The organism is Acidiferrobacterales bacterium, from assembly GCA_028820695.1.
Taxonomy (GTDB): Bacteria; Pseudomonadota; Gammaproteobacteria; order Arenicellales; family JAJDZL01; genus JAJDZL01.
The window spans coordinates 24958-48248 of the sequence record JAPPIB010000048.1; the positions used below are offsets into that span (position 1 = coordinate 24958).

Genomic DNA, 23291 nt, shown 5'->3' on the forward strand with positions numbered 1-23291 from the left:
CCGTTGCGCCTAGGGCTCCAGTCGCCCTATCCACAAATTGGAATTCAGATCACTGTGAACGCCTGCTGCATACAGCGCTTCAATGATTGAACTGTCCGTTCCATCGGCAAAAGATATCGTGCTGTCAATGACCTGCGCTTCCTGGTAAATTTCATTGAATAAGTCCCAGGTCGACTCCAGATATCCTGCTTCACAGTCCGAGTCACTGCCTACAAGCGCACCCCATCCGCTGTCTTCAGCCGGCGGTTGTTCCACGCCCTCTGGAAGAGAACTGCAGACCGGTTGCCCGTCACCAATTCCCAGTGCGCCTAGGTTTTGGTTCAAGTTGAGCATCAACGCTCCTGCTTGTGTGAGCCGGACGTCAGCTTCCGGCCAATCGAGTCCTTTTGCGACAATGGCATTACCCTCGTCGGGGTTCTGCTTCCACCAATCGATAGCCTCAAACCATGCGCGAATCAACTCTTTCGCAACCTGTGGAGATTCATCCAGAAAGTTTTGACTGCAAGCAATCGAGTCGGAAATCAAACCCCGCTCCCAGGTTTTGTCTGTGAGACTTGTCTTGAGCACGTGCGAACCCTCGAGTTGCAGCGACTGCTCGGTAAACGGGACAAAATTCACATCGACATCAAGATTTCCGCTCACGAACGCCGCCGCGGCGTCCTGGGGCAGCATGATGCTGTGTCTCGCAGCATCGTAAGCCAGCCCGGCTCGCTTTAAGGTCAACAGCATCCACATATGATTCAGGAATCCGTAGTCGGCAGCATAGGTTCGACCGTTGAGGTCTGCATCAGTTTTCACATCAGCAACAGCAATCATTTGGTCTAACCCGTATGACATCAGCGGCACAGCAACATGCCGGACTGGAACCTCTGCAGCAGCGGTGACCACAGTCGAGTCCATGGTTGTCATGATGCAATGGATATCACCGCTGGAAAGACCAGCGTTTCGTGCAGTGATGTCTTCAATTATCTGCACGTCAACTTCGATATTGTCTGCGAATCCTTTCTCATTGACGATGTACCACCCTCCGTAGACCGAAACCGAAATGATCGAGACTACGACTTTCTCCTTTGCACTGATAGCCGGCGGAACCAGCAGCATAAGCATCACTGCCATGCAACCGATAATCCGGGCAACTGTGTTTGAACATCTCATTTTGACACCTCCATTTTGCTGGGTCATAAAAACTATATATTTCTCACACGACTGCTCAATTCAGTCTAATTCTTGTATTTCCTCCCTCATCCAAGCAAACAACTGGGCTTCGATCTTCGCATACTCTGGCAACACCAGCATGTCTTCCTTGCGGGCGAACCTTTTTCCGTTTTTGAATTCAAGAACAACGTCGTGTTTTACCCGCCCTGGATTACTGCTAAAAAATACGACCCGGTCCGCCAGATAAATGGCTTCCTGTATGTCGTGGGTAACAAGAATTACTGTCTTTTCCTCTTGGGATAAGATTTCAATCATCATTTCCTGCATCTCCCATCGAACCTGGGCGTCCAATGCTCCGAAAGGCTCATCCATCAGCAAGACCTGTGGATTCTGCGCGAGAGTCCTGGCGATAGCGACACGCTGCTTCATGCCACCTGACAGTTCTGCAGGATAGGAATGTGCAAATTTCCCGAGGTGAAAGCTTTCGAGAAGTTTCATCGCCCGTTCCCGCGCTTCGGTTTTTGGTACTTTCAAGATATTCAGCCCGTACTCGACATTCCCCAGTGCTGTCAACCACGGAAAGGAGGTATAGGCCTGAAAAATCATTCCCCGATCCGGTCCAGGCCCATCAATGGGTTTTCCGTCTGCAAAAATCTGGCCTTCCGTAGCCTCCTCAAGACCGGAAATCAGGCGTAACACAGTCGTCTTGCCACAGCCCGAAGGTCCGACAAGTGCGGTCACTTGTGACTTCATGAAATCCAGGGAAACATCTTCTAAAGCAGTAAATTTACCGCCTAGATAACGCCTGGTCGCGCCGACACAGCGAATTACAGGCTCGCTGGAAGAATCAGTTGCAGCGTTGGTGTTCATCGACGATTTGACTATTCGGATCGTTTTCGGTTCCACGGCACGGCGTAGTAAGAAATTACCCGGAACGCAATGTCCGTCAAGACTCCGAGTACACCGATCGTTAATATTCCGGCCATGATGACGTCGGCCTTCAAGAATCTGCCTGCCCTCATCATCACCGCACCGATTCCATCTTGCGCAGCAACGATTTCGGCGATCACCAGATAAGTCCAACCGACAGCAATCATGTTTCGCATAGAGTCCAAAATGGCGGGTGAAGCAGCGCGCGCAACCACGCCAAATACGATCTGTCGTCTGGACGCTCCCATTGTCAATGCCGCTTCAATCAGCTCTTTTTGGACGGCTCTGACATTGTCCAGTATCAAGGCAATGAGAAAGAAAATCACACCCAGAAAAAGCAGTGCCATTTTCTGGGTGTCGGTCGGTCCGAACCAGACCAGCAACAAGGGGATGAACGAAGCTGCCGGGAGGTAACGAGCTCCGGAAACAACTGGATTGATCAACGCTCGCATGTTGTCAAAACACCCCATGAATATACCCAGGGGAGTGGCGACGATGCACACGGCGGCAAAACTTCCAATGATCCGAAACAGACTGATTCCGATATCGGACAGAAAATCCTTTGCAACTATAAGTGTGTAAAGCGTAGATAGAACATGCTGTGGAGACGGCAGAAATCGCTTGCTCTCCGCCGGTGTCACGTAATGCCCGATTTCCCAAATCAGAAAGAATATTACGCCGCCTGTGATTCCGAGCACCACAGACTGTCGTGGCCCTACAGGCGAGAGCAGCTTCAGTATCTGTTTCCTTTTCTGCACCCGTTCTACCTTCGAAAATTGTCAGTTTACTGTCGCGATCCGCTAACCAAGCAACACAATCGCAGGGACTATGGTAGTGTTTGAGATCACACTTCTACATATTCAATTTTCTATGCTTACATTGATAACCCGACAGGCAATAGAATTGAGGGCAGTCGGATGACCCGAGAAGATTTGGTTTTTTTGCGTGCCATTGAGGGTTGCAGAGGATTAACGGCGGTTAATGATCCCCTTGACGATCAGGCCAAAAAACGAATTGGATGCGGATCCCATTTTCAGGGAATGACCGTTAATCGCGGACAAGTGTAAAATCAATCCGACTTTTTTGAAACCAGTTTCTGAATCTGACCGTTTTTCGACATAGAAAGACAAGCATTCAATCAACATCCGTATGGAACAGAAACCTTTTCCGAAACCGCCGCCAGCTGAGCTTCTTGAAGAAGAAGTATGGATAGATCAGACCGATAGGGCCGAAGTCGGTCGAGAGCCGTTCTTTTTCGGTCGAGATGCCGAATTCGAAGCATTTCAGAAAGCTGCCAATAATCTGCGCGCAGGCAGAATCGGTGACAGCACAATGATATTTCAAGGCGCACCCGGTGCTGGCAAATCAGCGCTGATGCTTGAGTCCCTGCATGCTGGGCTGCTCGCTCCTGCCAAGGGACCGCTGACTCAATACAAATTCCCGATTCCTTGTCTGGGAAACTATCTCAGATTACAGTCATCCAGTGCATTTCAGTCATAGAATGCGGGCTGAAACCGTTTTGTCGCCAGGCTTCGCAGACCGCGACCGCAAGCGCATCTGACAGATTGAGACTGCGGTTTTCCGGTGCCATGGCAAGCGTCACGTGCTGGTCGACATCGAATTTTGAACGAATGCCGGCGGCAAGTCCTGATGGGCGTAAAGCCCAAATCCATGCTCAACTCCGCCCGGTGTAAATCTTCCAGGAATCAAAAAATCGGATTGACCTTGCGCTTGTCAGCAATTGACGGTTATTCCCATTTTTTACCGCTGCATTCTCTTATAGCGGACTTCAAGTCAGTCATGAATACGTCGATAGTCCTCGATTTTCTTGGTGAATTTCGGGTTACTACGTAAAACGGCGATTTGTAGGTAATGTAATCTGGAGAAATTGCTTTCATGTGATTTTGCTTGACCCATTCCATGGTGTAGTGAACGGGTAGAAACCCGATATGGCTACCGCCCAAGATAAGTATTGCTTGTGCTTCAAGTGACTGGGCGACACCAATATTGACTTCCGGGTCATGTTCAAGCTGACTGATGTCATGGTGATTCAGATACCCGCGAGTGACCTTTCGAGACCGTCTGACTTCAGCTGGCACGTTCTGCAAATCGTGCAATTGTGCGATCGGGTGTGCGAATCCGCACATCAGATGGTTGGTTTCCGAATAAATCTTTCTGTATCTTAATCCCGGTACCTTTCTCTCGAATGTTCCAATTCCTATGTCCGTATCTATATTCAGCAGTGACCGCTCTATATCGCCTGGCAGAGCGGCAGTTTCGATGGAGATCGTGACGCTGTGGTCGCGCTTGTTGAACTTGTTCAATGCCGAAACGATCGGACAATTTGGATCGGTTACCACATTGTCAATGAGTACGATATTCAGGTAACCGCTCAACTTGCCTTTCAGTTCACCTGTAGCGTACTGAAACTGCTCGTGCGCCTTAAACAGCCGCAGTGTCTCCTCGTATACATGTTTACCCTTTTCCGTCAGCTTAAAGCCGCCACGTCCGCGCTCGCAAAGATTGATTCCCAGCCGAGCCTCCAGATTGATCATCTGGTGACTGATCGTTGATTGGTTGATATTGAGGACGGCCTCGGCGTTCGTGAAGCCATTGCACTCGACCACCGCCCGAAATACCTTCAGTTGACGAATATCGATATCTGATAGCTGGATAGTCATTGCAACGTCCCTTGATATCCTGAAACTGTCATGTAGTATTTCTACTGGTCTTTATGCTGTCGGGCAGACAGTCGCCTCATTGAACAAGCAGGTTTCCAGTTCATGATTAGGTAGTGATTTTATTTCGACTCGCCCGTCATGTCTACTGCATTGCCGTTGGGTCAGGGCGGAGAAATTCTTGTATGGAAACCTCTCGGATTGCAAGCGCAAAGTTTGCGAGTTGATAAACACAACCCGGGGTTCGGTCGTAAATCCGGCCTGCCATTGAGGAGGCATGAATGCTGTCCGTGTGCCATGATGATTTTCGCACACAGGACACCTGATCTAAATTTCGGTTTGCATGCTCCGGTACAACTACTCTGGCTCTTCCTGCGCAGGCATACCTTTATCTTGATGATCCGCTCACCGCAGTCTTGCTGTTCACCACAAAGATCTCCACCTGCCGCGGCGGCACTAACCGCAAGCTCCATCTACTGGAACTTACGACTCCGATCGTGAAACCCCGGCCACAGGCTTGCATCGCCACGAAGCGCACCTTTGAAAAACTCTCAGTCTGAAGTCAATAACCCGACCGTTGGGTTGAACATCATTCAGATTGCACCAACCGGCGTGCTGGTCGGCGGTTGTGATCCACGGCGCTAAGGTGTGGCCGCGGATCGCGAGTCTTCCCGTCGAAATGCCGGCTGCGATAACCGCAACCGGCACTTACAGCAATAGAACCGATATCAGTCGTGTGCCGCGAACGGATGCGACGCACTTTTCTGGGCGATCACTTCCTGTGCGGTCGGCTTGCCGGTAACAGCCCGCCTGAGGGCTTCCCTCGTCGCCTCGTAGTTGTAGTCCTGGATCTTTGCATCATCTTCGGCGTCCCAGTGAATGAACACACCAACACAAATGAACAGATCATCAGCCTCATCAGCCGGGATCGTGCCATCTTCCACGCTGTCGATTACCGCCATGGCAACACCTCTTTGTGCCGGTCCGAACATCTGCACCGCCTGTTTCGCACCTTTCATGGTCACCTTATTGAACATTACGGTGTTCGGCTTCGCCGGAACGTTGGGTGACGCAACTGCGAGCAAACTTGTGAAGCCGTCCTTGTTGTTGCACAACGTATTGCAAAATGCCGTTTCGACGGCAGAGCCGCGCGGGCCGAGTAACAGGTCGATGTGAGCAACTTCATTGCCGTCACCGACCAAAGATTCCCCTACTCTCACATTATCAATCGTCATCTTATCCTCTCCTTTTCCATTGAAAATCGGTATAGACATCCTGCCGGAAATCTATCAGTTTTGTACGAGTCAGTTACGTCAACTAATTTACTTCATTTACAAGCTGGTGTGCAAAGAGAGTTGCGACTGTCAGGTCGGCACTGGTGCCCGGATTGATATCCCGCTGTTTCCATTGGGTATCGACAGATAGCAATTGATCAAATAACGCACCAGTCAATCCTGCTTGCTGAAACTTGCGACATAGTTCACCGGCCTCATTCTGCACCTCTTTGGCAACTGCCAGACCGTGCTGCCTGCACACGTGGGTATCCGGGTATGCACTGAGATAACAAAGATATAAACCGGTCACAGATTCGGATTGGTCTGAATCGAATTGCGCCATTGCGTCAAATCCGAACTGAAACACGTCCGCAAACCCGGTCGCATACTGGCGGGCGATCATGTCCGATTCCTGAGCGAACGCCATAATCTCCCGAATCGTCGCATTCACAGGTTCGCAGACATCATGACGGGCGGACTTTCCGAGTCCGGACGGGGCAGCCAACCGGATGGCATCGACAATCAGTCTCGAGCGCTGAATACCCAAGGCCTCAATCTCATCATGCACAGATTGCTGAAGTGTTTTGGTCGGCATTGCGCTGCACGCCTGTGCAATCGGAACACACAGCAGAATAATCCCCAAGTTCGTATTCATTGCCACTGCCTGTCGCGTTGCCTGAACCGACTGGTAAATCTTCTGTGCAGTCCCCAGTTGAGAATTCCCAAGGACACCCGCCACCGCGTATGCACTTTTGAGGAAGTGTTCGACTTCCATGCCGTGACCGGCAGCGAAACAATGAACATTACCGGGTTTGACTGCCGTCAGCTCGCTTACGCAAGCATGCCAGAACATCCTGGTCATGGAACAGTCAAATTCGGTGGTTGCCTTTGTGTTCCACTTTTCGATTCGCTCGACAAGCGAGTGGGGAATCTCGCGTTGTGGCGACCCGACCATTCAGTTCAAACCATGATTGGAGCTGTGATTCATGCCTGGTGGCGACCGTCACGGGCGTTCGCTACCGACGGTCCGGCATCAGGAATGGTCCCAACTTCACTCTCAGACCGGGTTCGATCTCGCCTGGAGACTCATCCTCAAGAATCAGGTCCACCCGATGCGCATTTGCAATGTCCGAAACGATATGCAGTCCCATCCCGGCTCCCGGCTGGCCTTGGTTCAACCGGATGAACGCCTTGGTCGCCCGCTCGCGGTCCTCGGCCTTGATTCCGTTTCCGGAGTTGGAGACTACGATTGTCATTCCGCGCGCATCGTGCTCAACGCAGATCATGATCCTGCCATCATCAGGCGTATATTTTGCGGCATTGGCCAGCAAATTGCTGATCGCGGTTTTCAGATGGACTTCCGACGCGAGAATGATTCTTGAATCAAACGCCTCCTCGTCGATTTCGACCTGAATCCCTTTCTCCGCGGCGAGTTGCCAAAATTCGGATTCCGCGTCATTCATCTGGCACTTTTCGATCAGATCGCGCAAAGTTATTTCCACTTTCACAACCGGCTCATTCTTGATGCAGAGCAATTCATACAGACCATCGATTCCGGTCCGAAGATTGATAACAGCATCAGCGGCAGCGGTGACTGTATCAGCCAACCGCCGGTTGTCATCGGACTTCTCGATTGCCCGTTTCATCTGATGGATGTGGCTCTCCACGCTCCAGACATCACTCATGATCCGATGGGCAATTTCCTGCGTAGCGAGCTTGCTGTGCTGGGCATTGGTCTGAATTCTGTCCAGCATCTCGTTGAACAGTTTCGCAGTCTTTTCGATCTGGTCCTCTCGCTGTTCCAGCGGGATCCGTTCGCCCAAGTCGGTTCCGTCCATCACATCGCTGATGGTCGTATTGAAATCCTGCATGCGCCGGGCAAGATACCTGGAGAAAATCCTGGAGCCCCAGATACTCAGCATGATCATGAACAGGGCAAATAAAGTCCAGTAAATCGGCTTGTCCAGGAACGCGTTGGTGGTGAACTTCCTTCCGACAAGAAGAACGTAGGTATCGTAAATCCTTATCGCCCTGCCGTAGTACTCATACAAGTCACCTTCGTAAGACACTTTGAAACGGCCGCGGCCGTATTTGTCATAGTCAAACTCCGGCTTCGACAGCAGGTTTCCAGCCAGCCAGTTTGCGTTGAACCGGTCGGCATCCCATAGCAAATATACATACGGACCGGTGGGGATCTGGGTATGGCTGCGATCCGCAACAATTCTCACCAGCTTCGACTTTGAATGCGGCTCCCCGTCACTCGAAAAGTTCGAACTGACAATCTCTCGCATCTCATCGTCCAGAAGATCGTACTGGTACTGAACCGTGAAATACCCCATGACCGACCAGGTCACGATGAATGCCACACCGATCAGGGTCGCGAACACGACCGCAAGAATGAAACTCGAGTTCCTGAAATGGAAAAAAAGCCTTTCCTTAATGGCGATCACACACGGTCTCCTGCATCAATGGGTGTTGACAGTCTACAGTCCGCACGATTGCGATCGGGACGCGACCGTTCTATTCGGTCAGTCCCAATGCCTGGTGCCGCAAGACATAGCCGTCCCCGACCATTTCGACGAATTTTTCCTGATTCGAGGTTTGCTCGCGATATTTCGAATTCAGATTGGAAATGTGAGTTGCGATGGTCTTTTCGTATTTATCCTTTCTGATGGCAGACTTCCACACTGCATCGTGAATTTCCTCTCGGGTCACGATACTGCGCGGCTTCCTCATCAGAACCTCAAGAATATCCCGCTGCATTTTTGTACATTTGATTTGCGTACCGCGCACATTGAGAACCCATGTCTGGAGGTCGAGCGTGAAATCGCCCACTGAGATTTTCGGCTTGTCGGCGCACTGCTTTTCGTTTTTCCAGCTTGATATCGTGGACTCGATTTTCTGCGGCAGTTTTTCGCGGATCGTTGTCGGATTCAGATCCTTTTTCCTGAGAAATCCGTTGATCCCGGCTTTCTTCATGTTGAGCACATCATCTTCAGCCGGGATGTACGCACTGACCGCAAGAATTGGCATGACATGACCCTTGTCGCGAAGATACTCAGCGAATTCGACGCCGTTGTTATATCTTCCGTATGGGTTGCTCTCGTTGAGCTTTCTATCCAGAATAACCAGGTCATACACGGACTTTTCGATTTTACCCATGGCATCGAGGCCGTCAACTGCGGTATCAACCTGATATCCGGCTTCAGTCAAAACTTCCGTAAAATCCTTTCGAATGACTTCCAAGTCCTCGATCAACAGAATTTTCCGCTTCCTATCCATTGCTGCTGTCTCCCACAGCGTCGAACAACATGTGATTTAGTCTATTAGAATTTGCACCCCATAGCAAGAAAAGAGCCCGTCGCCGGATTTGCATCCGCGACGGGCAAAAGAGGAGTTTGGAGGAAAAATCAGAACGTGAAACCCATCAGGACAGGTCCACTACAGTAAAACTCTTCGAACCGTTGCGCTCGATGTGCAGCAACACCTTGTCTGATCCGGATTCAGCAATCTTCTCAAAGCTGCCGAGGAACTGATCTACCGAACTGACAGTCTGGCGATCCAATGAGTGAATGACATCACCCGGACGCAAACCGGCCGTCTGCGCCGGACTTCCAGGCATGACCTCAACAACGACGATTCCATCGACACCGTCGCTGATGTCCAACTGCGCTCTCAGTTCCGGATTCAATTCCGAGAGCTTGATTCCGATTGATGGCTGATCCCCATCATCCTGAGCAACCGTCACTTCACCGTTGCCTGCCATGTCACCGATCTTGACGTCCAGGGCAACTTTCTCCCCGTCCCGGATGACGACCACGGTCACCTCTTGCCCGGGCTTGGTCTGCCTGACCATGGATTGCAGGGATACGACTTTGTCAACCGGTTTGCGGTCATATTCAACAACGATATCTCCAGCCATGATTCCAGCATTATTTGCCGGACTGTCTGGATAGACATCCGCGACCAGCGCGCCCCACTGTCCCTGAGATTCCTCTTCCAGGCTCAGGATGCCCGCCATGTCAGGCGTAATGTTCTGGATCAGGACGCCAAGCTGCCCGCGTGAAACCCTGCCATTGTCGATCAGTTGGTAAGACACATGTTTCAACACTTCGGACGGCACCGCGAAATTCAGACCGACACTGGTTCCAGTAGGCGAGAAAATCAGGGTGTTCAGACCAATCACCTGGCCTGCTGTGTTGAAAAGCGGTCCCCCGGAATTTCCTTCATTGATCGCTGCGTCGACCTGAATGAGAGGAACTTGTGGCGCTGCCGTGGGCATCGTTCTGGCTTTCGCTGAGAGCACACCCAGAGTCACAGTACCGGTCAATCCGAATGGATGACCGATCGCAACAACCCAGTCGCCGACCCGGACTTGCTCAGAGTTTCCGAATTCGACGTACGGAAACGACGCCTCGCTTTCGATTTTCAGGACCGCAAGATCCGCCAGGGCATCCTCACCAACCAGTTTGGCCGGGTATGAGGTTCCATCCATCGTCGTGACCAGAATCTGTTCAGCATCGTCAATGACATGATGATTTGTGATCACGTACCCCTTGGTATCTATAATCACTCCCGAACCGCCTACTTGCTGGCCAAATCTTCTTCGTTCCTTGCGAGGTCTGCGATTGTCGTGCGGAATCATCTGTTCAGGACTGAAATCTTCCCAGAACTTCAGATAAGGTGAATTTCGCAATTCTTCCGGCAAGTTGAAAAAGAATTTTTCCATCGTGTTCGAACTTTCAACCAGCTTGCTTTTCTGGACATGGATGGACACCACGGTCGGTGCGACGGCCTCAACCAGATCTGCGAATCCTGTGTGCATGACGTTGGCGCTCAGGCCTGAATTGACCGGAGAGCTATCCGTCGCGAGCACAGAGGGTATGGATCGCGTGAGCAAGAGTGCTGAAATCGACACGATGACTGCCACAGCAATCCACCAGTGAATCGGCGAACGTATAATTTTTGATTTCATATTGGACTCCTATCCAAAATAGTCATGCGATTGAGTCAATACGATAGCCCTATGGAAAATTACTGCAGTTAAGAATCGGTTAATGTTTTCGACTTTGAAACGTTGGTGCGGACCGACCCTGCAATGAATTGCACCCGACATGGCTTGAGCTTCGACGTCGTGATTGTCGGCGGTGGAATTATCGGCAGTGCGATCGCTTACTTTATCTCCTCGGATTCCGATTTCGACGGTTCAGTTGCGGTCATCGAGAAAGACCCGACCTACAGCGATGGAGCCACCGCACGCTCAGTGGGCTCGATCCGCCAGCAGTTTTCCACACCGGAGAACATAAAAATCTCGCAATACGGTTTCGAATTTCTCAAAAACGCCGGAACCGAATTGCAGGTGCACGGTACAAGTCCGGAAATCAACCTGACTGAATCGTCATACCTCATCTTGGCCACCGAGGATGGGATCGGACAGCTTCGGTCCGCGCACGACATTCAGCTCAGCTGCAACGCGTCGGTGGACTTCATGAATGCGCAAGAAGTCTCGCGCAGGTTTCCGTGGCTCAACACAGATGGAATTGCCGCCGGTTGTCAGGGGCGCGGCAGTGAAGGCTGGTTTGACCCCTACAGCATGCTGATGGCGTTCAAGAACAAGTCTCGTTCACTCGGGGTATGCTATATCGAAGAGGAGGCCGTCGCGGTGCGGCACAAGGACAATCTCGTCATCGCGGTGGAACTGGCGTCCGGTACCGAAGTCGCCTGTGATCTGATCGTCAATGCCGCCGGTGCCCGATCCGGCCTTTTTGCCCGCCTGTCAGGCATTCCCCTGCCTGTCGCCCCCAGGAAAAGATGCGTCTTTTCCTTCAAGGCTGCCGCGCCGATCGACAATCTGCCGCTTGTGGCAGATCCGGCGGGATTCTATGTACGACCGGATGGTGACAGTTATCTTTGCGGATGGACACCAGCGAAAACGGACCCGGATCCGGACAGTGATTCCCTGGTGGTGGACTACGAGATTTTTGACGAGATTCTGTGGCCGGCACTGGCCCATCGTATTCCCCGGTTTGAGGCGATCCGACTCGACAGGGCCTGGGCCGGACATTATGACTACAACACGCTCGACCAGAACGGAATCATCGGCAGACATCCTGAAATCCCAAACTATTTCGTTGCGACCGGATTCAGCGGGCACGGCGTTCAGCAGGCACCGGCAGTCGGTCGGGCTGTTTCAGAACTGATAATCCGCGGTCGGTATGTCTCAATTGACCTGACCAATCTGGGTTATGAGAGAGTGCTCAGCAACACAGGGTACCCGGAGCACAACATCATCTGATCCGAAGCGACCCGAAACAGGGCACCCGTCAGGCGGGAATGCTGAACTTCTCCTTCAGGCTTTCGGGGACCGGGCGTATCACCCCGGACCCTCCGGGCAGCACATTGCGAATCTCCGACAGAGCCAGATCAAAATCATCGTTTACAACCAGATAATCGTAGTCAACGCAGTGTTGCATGTCATCCATAGCGGCGGTCAGTCGCCTCTCGATGGTATTGTCCGAGTCCCGTCCACGACCGATCAGGCGCTGTCTCAAGACCTCAATGGAAGGCGGCAGGACAAATACCTTGATGATGTTCGCAAACCTGGCCTCGACCTGCCTTGCTCCCTGCCAGTCGATCTCTAGAACTACATTTTTTCCTGATTCGAGTTCCCGCATGACCGTCTGGCGGGCGGTGCCGTAGTAGTTGTCGTATACCTGTGCGTACTCCAGGAACTCACCGGCCTCGATCATGCGTCTGAACTCCTGTTCGGTCACAAAATGATATTCGCGTCCGTCGACTTCATTGTCGCCGATTGTTCGGGTGGTGTGGGACACCGAAAGGACGACCCGGTCGGTATTTTCGACCAGGGCTCGGGCGAGGCTGGACTTGCCGGCTCCCGACGCCGCCGAGATGACGATGAGCGCGGATTCAGTTGCCGGCATTGCAGCTACACGATGTTCTGAATCTCTTCACGGATTTGCTCCAGTACAACTTTCATGTCAATCATCAACGCACCAAGCGGTTGATATGCGCACTTCGCAGAGATGGTATTGGCCTCCCGGCTAAGTTCCTGGAGAATAAACCCCAATCTCTTGCCGGCGACCTCCTCTTGGAGCAACACGCGCTCCAGCTCAACCGCATGCAAGCGAAAGCGCTCGACTTCCTCACTGACATCACCTTTCATCAAGGCGATGGCGATTTCCTGAGCCACCCGCTCCGGGTCAACATCGAATTCAAGCGCCTGCAACCGACTCTCCAATCGCTCACGCTCCGCCTGCACGGCCGCCTCGACCATCTCAACCATCTGATCCTGGTATCGGGAGAGTTCACCGATCTTCCCGTTAAGCAGCATCCGAATCTGACCGCCCTCCCGCAGACGATCGCCCTTGAGTTCAGTCAGCAACTCTTCGAAGGCTGCCATGACAGTCTCGTCGAGTCGGGTGTTCTCCTGTGTGGCCGATTTGAGCACACCCGGCCAACTGAGGAGATCGCGAGCCGACATGGGCGAAGAATCCGGAGCGAGTTCCTGAACTGAATGCACATGCCTGAGTACGTTGTCCAACGCTTTGGGGTCCACTTCCTGCAGATCAGACTGGGCAGCTGAGTCATCGAATCTCAACGTGATGTCAATTCTGCCGCGGCTGAAACCGGTTGAGAGCAACTTTCGGCATTCCGCTTCCAGCGGTGCGAACCTTTCCGGCACTCGAACTGACAGGTCCAAGCCGCGATGATTGAGCGATCGCGCCTGCCACTGAACAACCCCCCATTGTGTCTCGACGATTCGCGTCGCGAATCCGGTCATGCTGGATATCATCTCACTTTCAACCTATGTACAACCCATCAGCTCATGCATGGTTCGTCGTGACCACGCAATCAAATCCAAAAATATAATCCAACTGTTTTCTATAATTCCTGTGAAATTTTTTCATTACTCCTGAAAGCATCATCGCTTTCATTCATTTGCCGCGAACACTATAGGAATCATGAACGATACCAATCTTGAAAACTGCCACTACGCTGCAGAAATTTCCGACCTCGAAGACAGGGAACCTTATCCGGTTGATATCGCAGGTGAGGAAATCGCCCTTGTTTTGATGGACGACAACATCTTTGCGATCAACAATATCTGCACACATGAATATGCCTGCCTTTCAGATGGGTATATCGAAGATGACCGCATTGTGTGCCCGCTTCATCTCGCTGAATTCGAAGTCAGGACCGGCGCGGTAGTCGAAGATCCCGCGGAAGAGGACTTGCAGACGTATCCGGTGGTTGTTTCCGAAGGCAAGGTTTACGTCCAGGTTTGACGCACAGATTCATTGTGCGAATTCACGACGAGCCAAGCAGCTGATCGATCAGTCCTGCGGCCTTGCGTCTGCCGTCTGCCGCTTGCATATGCGCACTGGTCGCGACCAGCCGAGTGCGCATGTCCTCATCTGTAATCAGGGTGCGCAAGGCTGAGACGAATTCACCATCGGTCCAATTGGCCCGGTGCATCTTGAGACCGTGACCGGTTTCCTGAACCCGGGTGGCATTGTCATGCCCGTCCCATACATACGGCATGATCAGGGCGGGTTTGCCGAAGTAGAGACATTCGTTGAAACTATTGTTGCCACCGTGATGTATGACCGCGTCCACCTGGGAGATAACCGACGGTTGAGGATACCATGAGGCAATGTGGACATTGCCGGGCAGCTCGCGGTACGCGTCCGAATAATCACCGACATTGACCAGCACCCTGAATTCGTGCTGACCCAACACCTCGATCATACGATTGAGAAGATCGGTGTCACCGGAGCCCAGACTCCCGAAACTCAAATAGATCAGGGGACATTCATTCTGATCTCCGAAGTCAGGAATGGTGTAGGCCTCTTCTGACCGCACACAACCCTCAAGATATTGAAATCTTGCCGGGTCCAGACTGTTTTTCCTTCGATACTGCAGAGGTTCCGGGTACAGCAGCAGATTCATGTAGGGCGATGCCTCAAAAAACTCGCCGAGTGGATAGGGCGTCTCACCACAGGATCCGATAAAGTCATTGAAGTCGTCGTGTATCGGCTTGATCACCTCATTGAAGCGGCTGTTATAAGCGTCGAAGCAGGCCCGGTCTGACTCGCCGCAACCTGACAGATGGGGCGGAATCCAGGGATCTGTGATTTCATTCTCACTGCAGGAAATGATGCGAATCCATGGGACACCGAAGCGTTTCGCGGCGGGAAACAGAACTACATTGTCGATACAGATCAGATCCGGATTCAATTCACCCAGTACCCCGGGCAAATCCTTTTCGGCCCATTTGGCGGTGTCGACAATGGCCTCCCAGCACTCCTTGACATAATTGTCTATCTGTTCATGTGGAGTGAGGTTGAAGTTCGGAATGTGCCCATCAATGAATGTCGACCAGTACTTGGCCATCTGTTCCGCGGACATCGGCTCGGAAAGGTTTACGATTCTGCATTCGAAACCGTATCCTTCATAAACCTCCGCAAATCCCGGGTCGGTGAGAAACACACAACGATGTCCCAAATCCCTGCACGCTTGGGCGATCCCGACAGAATTCAGCGCCGGTCCGAATGCCTCTTCTGGAAAAAAAGCGATTGTTTTGCGGGTTTCCATGGGCTGATCCTCCTAAGTTCCTGTCATGCCGTTCGAATTCACCGCGACTATTGTAATCGGTATATCGAGGTGAGCGCAGTATCTGATAGTGATCGACAACAGGAAAACGGCATGAACGGGCCGGGGGCGGGCTGGCCGGATGGCGACCTCGCAACTTCACACTTCGCCCCAAGCGTCCAATTCTATAATGTACAAGGCCTTAGCCTTTCATCATCTGTATTTTCAAGCCGGTCAGCCGTCAACATTGCCCCAGTTTCTGAAAAGATTCGTTAAGTTTCTCATTCCAGTCGTAATCATTGCTGCCGGCGTAGTGGGATTTGGCCTGCTGAAAGTCGAGGAAGTCCAAGAGCAGCCCGAGGTACAGGAGGAACGCGCATGGCTCGTCGACACCCAGGCGATCGAGAAGCAGACGATCAATCCATCAGTCAGGCTCTATGGGCGTGTGGTAACCCCGACATTCTCCACCCTGAGCGCAATTGTGGACGGGGAGATCATCCAGGTCAATGTCAAATCCGGTCAGTCGGTTGAAGCCGGAGACGTGCTGATTCGATTGGATTCAAGGAATCTGGAAACCCAGTTGCGGCAGGCTGAAGCGGAATTGCGCAGGGTCCAGGCATCCATTGCCAGAGAGTCGCAGCGACTTGTCACTGACCAGGAGATTCTGGAACACGAGAAAAGACTTCTGCAACTGGCGAATGAATCTCTCGAACGTGCACGAACGCTCAAGAGCCGCAATCTGATCGCCCAGGCCGATTTTGATTCGTTCGAACGTGCGGAACAACAGGCTCACCTTGCGGTCACTGCCAGGGAGGCGGCGATTCGGGAATATGACAGCCGTGTGGCTGTAATCGAAGCCGACGTCGAACGCATCCAGGCGTCACTCGACAAGACTCGGCTCGATATTGAGGATACGGTCATCTCCGCACCCTATACCGGTCGTGTTACAGAGGTTCTTGTCGGAGTCGGAAACCAAGTCAGAAATGGCACCCAATTGCTGTCCATGTATGATCACAATAATCTGGAAGTGCTCTCGATGATCCCGAATCGCTACGTCAGCGAGATTCGAAATTCCGTAGCTGACGGTTACCACCCTCAAGCCGCGGCGGAACTGGACGATCACGTGCTGAAACTTACATTCGACCGTCTGGGATCAATAGTTGATCGGGGTCGCGGCGGGGTCGACGCATATTTCGGCCTGGTCACAAATCCACTGCAACCGGAACTGTCCCGATCCATTCAACTTGTACTGACCCTGTCGCCGGTAGCGGACGCTTTCGCAATTCCCTATCGGGCTGTTTTCGGACTGGACAGGGTATACAAGATCGAAGCGGGCGCGCTGAAATCAGTGACCATCAAGCGCCACGGTCAGGTCTTCCGTAACGGAACCTCCCTGGTGGTCGCGACAAGCGACGGACTCACGGATGGCGACGTACTGGTGACGACCCAGCTGACGAACGCAATTGATGGGCTCAAGGTCAAACCCTACGACGGTGGGTAATGCCCGACCGTCTGTTGTCCAATGGCGTACCAACCCAGCCAGCAAAGACACTTTCTTGAACTGATTGCGGCGCATCCGGTTGCCGTGAATGTGTTCATGGTCGTCATACTGGCGGTCGGGGCGTTCTCGATATCGAGGTTGAACATTCAGTTCCTCCCGGAGATCCAGGTCAACTTCATAACCGTCACCACCAATTGGCCGGGTGCGGCTGCCGAAGATGTCGAGCGGTCGATTACGAATCGTCTGGAACTTGACCTCAAGAATCTTGATGAACTCAAGCAGATGACGTCCTACTCGAGTTTGGGAAGTTCTGTTGTGGTACTCGAGTACGGGGAGAATGCTGACATTGACACGGCCAAAGATGATGTGTCGCGCATTGTCGACCCGCTGGTCAGGCTGCTGCCGGAAAACGCCGAGCGGCCGGAAATTGTCGCCTTGAGAATCTATGAAGATGTCGCAAGACTGATTGTCTCCGCCCCTTCTCTCGAACAGCTGAGAACTCTCGCCAATGAGTTCCGGGACGAGCTGTTGAGAAGAGGAATTGAGAGGATTGAGATTCTGGGATTGCCGCAAGAGGAGATCGCCATTCAGATTCCCGGTGAGTCGCTTCGCGATCTGGGACTGTCGCTCAATCAGATCGGGCGCATCATTCAGTCGCAATCCAAGGATGAATCGATCGGAATTTCCGGTCGGGATGACGCCGCCCGACAAATTCGGGTTTTGGACCAGCGGCGCGATTACATCGAGTTTGAGCAGGTGCCCATCGCTGCGGATTCAGACGGACGCCTGATCATGCTCTCCGACATCGCAACGATCGAGCAGCGGCCCAAACCGGATCAATTGCAGGCCTCGTTCAAAAACCGACCGGCGGTTGAGTTGCGCATCAAGCGATTGGGATCCGGTGATACCCTGAAAAGCGCCAAGATATTGAAGGATTGGAAAGCTGAGGCCGAGTCCGTCCTTCCAGCCGATGTGGAGCTTTCCATATACACTGATCAGTCGATCTCGCTTCAGGGACGGCTCGACACGCTGGTCAATAACGGGTTGATCGGCCTTTTGCTGGTACTGGTTGTTCTTTATCTGTTTCTCAACGCGAGACTGGCGTTCTGGGTTGCTGTGGGCATTCCCATAGCGCTGTCTGGCGCACTGGCCCTCCTTCTTGCCCTCGGCGGAACACTGAACATGATTACGATGTTTGGCTTTATCATGACCATCGGCATTCTTGTAGACGATGCCATTGTTGTCGGTGAGGAAGCCCTGAGTCAGTTCGAGGAGAAGCCCCATCCACTCAAAGCGGCCTACGGCGCGGCACGCCGTCTGCTGATTCCGGTTCTGGCTGCATCTTTGACGACGATACTGGCATTTTTACCTGTCATCCTGGCCACCGGCGTGATCGGGACTTTTCTGGGATTTATCGCGCTCGTAGTTGTCTGCGTCGTCCTGACATCGCTGATCGAGGCCTTTCTGATCCTTCCGGGCCACCTGCGGGGATCGTTCCAAAAAATGCAATACAACATCGCCCGTGCCAAGTCAACCGTCATGGATCGGATACTGAGTGTGGTCCGGGATCGCTGGTATCGCTCAGCACTCAAGCTCTCGATCAGACATCCGATTACAGTGATTGCAACCGGCATTTCGCTTCTGATCCTCACCGTGGGCCTGTTTACATCCGGGCGCCTGAGCTACAGTTTCTTCCCCACTCCGGAATTGAACCTGCTGTTCGCGAATGTAAGCTTTTCAGCTGGCACTCCGGAAAAGACTGTCGACGAGTACATGGAGTACGCCTATGACGCGCTGCTTGAAACCGAGTCGGATTTGGGAGGCAACCTCATCGTTTCGTCATTGATTTTTCACGGTGCCAATTTCAATGTCAGCAGCGACTCCCTGATCAGGGGGTCCAACAACGGAAACATCATGGTCGACCTGGTTCATTCGGACGATCGGGATGTGCGCACGACGGAATTTGTCCGTCGATGGGAGAGCAAGCTCAAGCACGTCCCCGGACTTGAGAAATTGGTGGTGGTGACACCTCTCGGCGGTCCGCCCGGGCGGGATGTCGAGGTCCGGTTCAGCGGTTCAGATAAGACTGTTGTCAAGAGTGCAGCCCTCGAACTGAGTGAGTATCTGCGAGAGATACCGGGGGTGTATGCAATCGAGGACGATACAAGCTACGGCAGACAGCAGCAGATACTGTCGCTGACACCTCTGGGCGAGGCGCTTGGCCTGTCAGTCGCTGATGTCAGTCAACAGTTGCGGGCATCAATCGAGGGGTTGACTCTGCAGTCATTCACAACCCGGAATCAGGAGATTGATGTCAGGCTTATGCTCCCTGACAGTGAAAAACACCAACTCAGCGAATTTGAGAATATTCATGTCATACTTCCGTCCGGGGAGTCCATCGCGTTGCTTGATGTCGTTGAGATAGAAAGTAGCAGGGGGTTCGATACGTTGCGGCACGCCGACGGCGAATTTGCGATTGAAGTCAATGCCAGCGTAGACCCCCGAATTGCCAATATTACAGATGTGTCAACTTTTCTCGACGAGGAGGTGCGCCCGGCAATCATCGCCAAACATGGGGTGAAGTGGTCGGTCGGCTCCCGACAGGAGGATCAGGAGCGCACTGAGGAATCAATGAGAAATGGGTTTATCCTTGCGATGGCCCTGATCTACCTGACCTTGGCACTGGTATTCGGTTCCTATATCTGGCCTGTCGTAGTCATGCTGACCATTCCATTCGGCATTGTCGGCGCACTATGGGGACATCTTTTCCTTGGACTGGATTTCACGATCCTGACAATGCTGGGCATCATCGGGCTCTCGGGAATCGTGGTGAACAATGCGATCGTCCTGATCGTCTTTTACAAACAGAACCGGTACGACGCCGGAAAGAATCTCGAGCAAGCCATGCTGGACGCCGGATGTCAGCGGCTGCGACCGATCGTCCTATCCAGCCTGACCACCATCGTAGGACTGACGCCGCTTCTGTTCGAGAAGTCAACTCAGGCACAGTTCCTCATTCCGATGGCCGCAACGCTGGTATTCGGACTCGCATTCTCAACCGTGCTGGTGCTGTTTTTCATCCCGTCACTGCTTGCTGTGATCGAAAGGATACTGGACCGACTGCGGCGGTCGGAACCTGGACTTGAGGGTGCCGAGGAAGTCAGCGAATCAGCATGAGACCGTGCGGCGGCGCTTTGCTGCGACAAGAGTTCTCACAAATCGAACGTTACTGAAAATGGCTTGTGGTCCGAACCGACGGCGTCGGAATCAATTCTGCACGACTCGATACGGTCGCTCAGTGAATAGCTGACAAAACAGAAATCCATACGAACGCCTTCCCCCCGTCGTTCGGCGGTGACCCCCGCCATCTCGCTGTTCCCGCAATGGGTCCAGGCATCGATCAGTCCCGTTGGATTGACAATTCGGCCACCGTAATCTGATACGGGACCAGCGACCGCGGTATATTCTTCAGAGTCCGGTGTGAAATTGAAATCGCCCATCAAGATCGACTCGGCCGGCATATCCGCAAGATTGACTTCCTGATCGAAATCCGTCACAGATGCATCGCCTGCAATCGGCCCGCCCTCAACAACCGCTTCCCGATCGATTCGGAGCAGTTCGTGCAGCTGACGCATACGGGTGCAGGCACTGATATGTGTGAGATGCACGGAATACACGCGAATCTTTCGAGCACCGAACGAGATAACACCCTCCAGGGCGCTTCTTTGGATACTGAGAGGTCCGGTCGACGCGTATTTGGGCAGCAGATGATTTCTGGACGTGATGATCGGTTGTCTGGAGAGCAGCATGTTGCCGAACTGACGGCGACGGTGTCTGACTGTCCCGTCGTCGCTCATATCATCCGCATCGATGTCCACCCCGGCACCGTATACCCAGTGATAACCACCCAGTTTCCCGGCCAATTCCGCGACCTGGTCGATATCACCTGAGCGCGGAAAATATCTTTCCACCTCCTGCAAGGCGATGACATCCGAGTCGCTGACTGTATCAGCGATTCGCCCGAGATCGATTCGGCCGTCCAGGCCGCGGCCATACTGAATATTGTAGGTCGTAAACTTGATCATGGCGATTTCAAGGTGAAACCGTGATGTCACGCATTGAATTGTGAGATTCCGAACATATTGCGCTCATTATCCGTCACCACCGCATAAACTCCAATACCCGCTTCCAGTTGGGGACCGAACAGGACAGACCCGCCGAGTTCCCTGCATATCCGTTCAGTCCGAGAGAGGCTGGCAACCCGGACGAACGGCAGCCAAAGCGCCTTCCCGGACGTTTCATTCAGTCTGGAGTGCATGCTCGCAACCGCCTTTGCGCCGGAGGTGAAAATCCAGGAGTATTCATCGGTCGACGAACGTCTCTTGTCAGCGTTCCAGCCAAAAACCGAACCATAAAACTCCAGCGAGTCCTGTGGATCGGATGAGGTCAGCTCAAACCAGCAGATCATCCCGGGTATGTTTCCGCGATCGTGACCGGTATGATGGACCGGTTGCCACAGACTGAAGACAGCCCCGTTCGAATCCTTGCAGACGGCCATGACCCCCGCATCCATCACGTCCATCGGTGGCATGATCACCTGCCCCCGTGCAGAGTCGACTTTATCGAGTGTCGATGCCAGATCCGAAACGTTGATATACGAGCGCCAGCTTTTCGGCCCGTCGTCCGCATCAGGGTCCATCGCAGGACCGAGTCCTGCCACCGCGACGCTTGCATGCGGTCCGGCAGGCCCATCCAGTCGTGCCAGACTGTACACTGTCCGTCCCTCGAAATGCTGATCCGCAAATTCCCAGTCAAACATTGCCGCATAAAATGCCTTCGCCCGGGTCCAGTCCCGAACCGACACATCGGCCCATCTGATGGTGTCGAAGTGCGCGGTCACGTATCCGATGCCGGAGCGACAATCTCAACCCAGTGCTTTACCGGGACACTGGAACGGGAACTCAGATGCATCAGGCAGCCTATATTTCCCGTGACGATGATCTGAGGATTTCCGCGCTCGAGGGCCGCGATCTTGTCTTCCAGCAGCTTTTCGGCGATTTCCGGCTGCAATAGCGAATACACACCTGCTGAACCGCAACATAAATGGGAATTTTCCACAGTTTCGAGCGTCAAACCATGATTAGCAAGGATTTGCTCCACTGAATGAGTGACTTTCTGACCGTGCTGCAGGGTACAGGGGGAGTGGAAGGCAACGTTGCTGACCTGACTGTCGAGTTTGGCTGGTGACGCATTGGTCTCGACTTCGGAAATATCGATCGTCAGCGAAGAAATTTTCTCGGCCTTGTGCGCATACTCGCGGTCGTCCGCAAGCAACTCGCCATATTCCTTGATCGTGACCCCGCAACCGCTTGCGGTCGACACGATCGCCTCCGCGCCCGCCTTTATCTGCGGCCACCAGGCGTCGATATTCCTGCGCGCATGCCGGATCAGGAAATCACGGTTGCCGAGATGCAGTCCCAGCGCACCGCAACAGCTGTCTGAAGTTCGCACTGCTGAAATTGACTGACGATCAAGATATCGTGCGGCGGCGGCATTGATGCCCGGTCGGGCAACCCGCTGGATGCATCCTTGATGAATGATCATCGTTCGGACATGATTGCGTTCGGGCCAGGCCTCCACTTTCTGTTTGGGAGGTATCTTTCGCTTCAGTTTCTCAGGCAGCGCGAAAGCGACAAGACGAGCCGACATGAGTGCGACGGACGTCAGGAATGTATTCGGAACGACAAATTGCAATCCCATATGGACTGCGCGCTGGAAAGGGCTTCTGCCCACCTTCTGCTCTACAATGTCGCGGCCGATTTCCAGCAGTTTGCTGTAGCGGACGCCGGATGGACAGGTCGTCTCGCACGAACGGCATGTCAGGCATCGATCCAGGTGCAACTGGGTGCGGGCAGTAGGCTGCGCACCCTCAACCATCTGCTTGATCAGATAGATTCGCCCCCGCGGCCCATCAAGCTCATTGCCGAGCAACTGATAGGTCGGACAGGTTGCGGTGCAGAACCCACAATGGACACATTTCCGCAAGATCGACTCGGCAACCTGACCTTGGTCGGTATTGCGGATGAAATCAGCCAGATCAGTTTTCATTGCTTATCAGTCAGGCAGTCAATTGTGACAATC

The 23291-nt window shown here is 53.0% G+C and carries 20 protein-coding genes; 5 read left to right on the forward strand and 15 right to left on the reverse strand.

The genetic code is table 11. The features are described 5' to 3' along the window. Positions 1–9 precede the first annotated feature (9 nt). From OXI60_07585 to OXI60_07595, 3 genes are read right to left on the reverse strand one after another with little or no spacing between them, the layout of a single operon-like run. A complete protein-coding gene (locus OXI60_07585; protein ID MDE0309672.1) occupies positions 10–1155 on the reverse strand; it encodes an ABC transporter substrate-binding protein in 1146 nt (381 codons plus the stop codon). A gap of 60 nt (positions 1156–1215) precedes the next feature. Next, positions 1216–2025, reverse strand: coding sequence for an ABC transporter ATP-binding protein (locus tag OXI60_07590; protein MDE0309673.1), 810 nt, complete (start codon positions 2023–2025; stop codon positions 1216–1218). Positions 2026–2036: 11 nt separating this feature from the next. Further along, positions 2037–2843, reverse strand: a complete 807-nt coding sequence (locus OXI60_07595) for an ABC transporter permease (GenBank protein MDE0309674.1) — start codon at positions 2841–2843, stop codon at positions 2037–2039. Positions 2844–3234: 391 nt separating this feature from the next. Here OXI60_07595 and OXI60_07600 point away from each other — a divergent pair, with 391 nt between their 5' ends. Continuing rightward, the gene (locus OXI60_07600) at positions 3235–3585 is read left to right on the forward strand and encodes a hypothetical protein (GenBank protein ID MDE0309675.1); all 351 of its coding nucleotides are present in this window, start codon (positions 3235–3237) and stop codon (positions 3583–3585) included. A 248-nt stretch (positions 3586–3833) separates the two neighbouring features. On the opposite strand, the gene OXI60_07605 is transcribed toward OXI60_07600, so the two are convergent. The 6 genes from OXI60_07605 to OXI60_07630 all read right to left on the reverse strand — a co-directional run bounded on the left by OXI60_07605 (position 3834) and on the right by OXI60_07630 (position 11012). Next, a complete protein-coding gene (locus tag OXI60_07605) occupies positions 3834–4766 on the reverse strand; it encodes a LysR family transcriptional regulator (GenBank protein ID MDE0309676.1) in 933 nt (310 codons plus the stop codon). 725 nt (positions 4767–5491) lie between these two features. After that, on the reverse strand, positions 5492–5998 hold the full coding sequence (fae, locus tag OXI60_07610; GenBank protein ID MDE0309677.1) for a formaldehyde-activating enzyme: 507 nt from the start codon (positions 5996–5998) through the stop codon (positions 5492–5494). Between the two features lie 82 nt (positions 5999–6080). Continuing rightward, a complete protein-coding gene (locus OXI60_07615; GenBank protein MDE0309678.1) occupies positions 6081–6992 on the reverse strand; it encodes a triphosphoribosyl-dephospho-CoA synthase in 912 nt (303 codons plus the stop codon). A 61-nt stretch (positions 6993–7053) separates the two neighbouring features. Continuing rightward, complete coding sequence (locus tag OXI60_07620) at positions 7054–8487, reverse strand: HAMP domain-containing sensor histidine kinase (GenBank protein MDE0309679.1); 1434 nt, start codon at positions 8485–8487, stop codon at positions 7054–7056. A 70-nt stretch (positions 8488–8557) separates the two neighbouring features. Further along, positions 8558–9319 carry a response regulator transcription factor gene (locus OXI60_07625; GenBank protein ID MDE0309680.1) on the reverse strand — a complete coding sequence of 254 codons (762 nt, stop codon included), beginning with the start codon at positions 9317–9319 and terminating at the stop codon, positions 8558–8560. Between the two features lie 145 nt (positions 9320–9464). Further along, positions 9465–11012 carry a Do family serine endopeptidase gene (locus tag OXI60_07630; protein ID MDE0309681.1) on the reverse strand — a complete coding sequence of 516 codons (1548 nt, stop codon included), beginning with the start codon at positions 11010–11012 and terminating at the stop codon, positions 9465–9467. A gap of 105 nt (positions 11013–11117) precedes the next feature. On the opposite strand from OXI60_07630, the gene OXI60_07635 reads away from it, so the two are divergent. Further along, positions 11118–12332 (forward strand): FAD-binding oxidoreductase, encoded by a 1215-nt coding sequence (locus OXI60_07635; protein MDE0309682.1) that lies wholly within the window; start codon positions 11118–11120, stop codon positions 12330–12332. A 28-nt stretch (positions 12333–12360) separates the two neighbouring features. On the opposite strand, the gene gmk is transcribed toward OXI60_07635, so the two are convergent. Next, on the reverse strand, positions 12361–12978 hold the full coding sequence (gene gmk / locus OXI60_07640) for a guanylate kinase (protein MDE0309683.1): 618 nt from the start codon (positions 12976–12978) through the stop codon (positions 12361–12363). A gap of 5 nt (positions 12979–12983) precedes the next feature. After that, the gene (locus OXI60_07645; protein ID MDE0309684.1) at positions 12984–13838 is read right to left on the reverse strand and encodes a YicC family protein; all 855 of its coding nucleotides are present in this window, start codon (positions 13836–13838) and stop codon (positions 12984–12986) included. 181 nt (positions 13839–14019) lie between these two features. Between OXI60_07645 and OXI60_07650 the strand changes: the two genes are divergently transcribed. After that, the gene (locus OXI60_07650) at positions 14020–14343 is read left to right on the forward strand and encodes a non-heme iron oxygenase ferredoxin subunit (GenBank protein ID MDE0309685.1); all 324 of its coding nucleotides are present in this window, start codon (positions 14020–14022) and stop codon (positions 14341–14343) included. Positions 14344–14365: 22 nt separating this feature from the next. Here the strand turns inward: OXI60_07650 and OXI60_07655 are convergent, their stop codons facing one another. Next, positions 14366–15652, reverse strand: a complete 1287-nt coding sequence (locus tag OXI60_07655; protein ID MDE0309686.1) for a glycosyltransferase — start codon at positions 15650–15652, stop codon at positions 14366–14368. A gap of 187 nt (positions 15653–15839) precedes the next feature. On the opposite strand from OXI60_07655, the gene OXI60_07660 reads away from it, so the two are divergent. Together OXI60_07660 and OXI60_07665 are read left to right on the forward strand one after the other, a co-directional pair. Next, a complete protein-coding gene (locus tag OXI60_07660; GenBank protein MDE0309687.1) occupies positions 15840–17150 on the forward strand; it encodes a biotin/lipoyl-binding protein in 1311 nt (436 codons plus the stop codon). A gap of 21 nt (positions 17151–17171) precedes the next feature. Next, entirely contained in the window at positions 17172–20327 is a 3156-nt protein-coding gene (locus tag OXI60_07665; protein MDE0309688.1) for an efflux RND transporter permease subunit, read from the forward strand. Positions 20328–20362: 35 nt separating this feature from the next. On the opposite strand, the gene OXI60_07670 is transcribed toward OXI60_07665, so the two are convergent. Genes OXI60_07670 through glcF form a run of 3 tightly spaced genes read right to left on the reverse strand, consistent with a single transcriptional unit; the run spans position 20363 to position 23258 of the window. Further along, on the reverse strand, positions 20363–21235 hold the full coding sequence (locus OXI60_07670; GenBank protein MDE0309689.1) for an endonuclease/exonuclease/phosphatase family protein: 873 nt from the start codon (positions 21233–21235) through the stop codon (positions 20363–20365). Between the two features lie 26 nt (positions 21236–21261). Then, entirely contained in the window at positions 21262–22050 is a 789-nt protein-coding gene (locus tag OXI60_07675) for a VOC family protein (GenBank protein ID MDE0309690.1), read from the reverse strand. After that, positions 22047–23258: a glycolate oxidase subunit GlcF gene (gene glcF / locus OXI60_07680; protein MDE0309691.1), complete on the reverse strand. Its 1212-nt coding sequence runs from the start codon at positions 23256–23258 to the stop codon at positions 22047–22049. Before glcF ends, OXI60_07675 begins: the two co-directional genes overlap by 4 nt. Positions 23259–23291 lie beyond the last annotated feature (33 nt).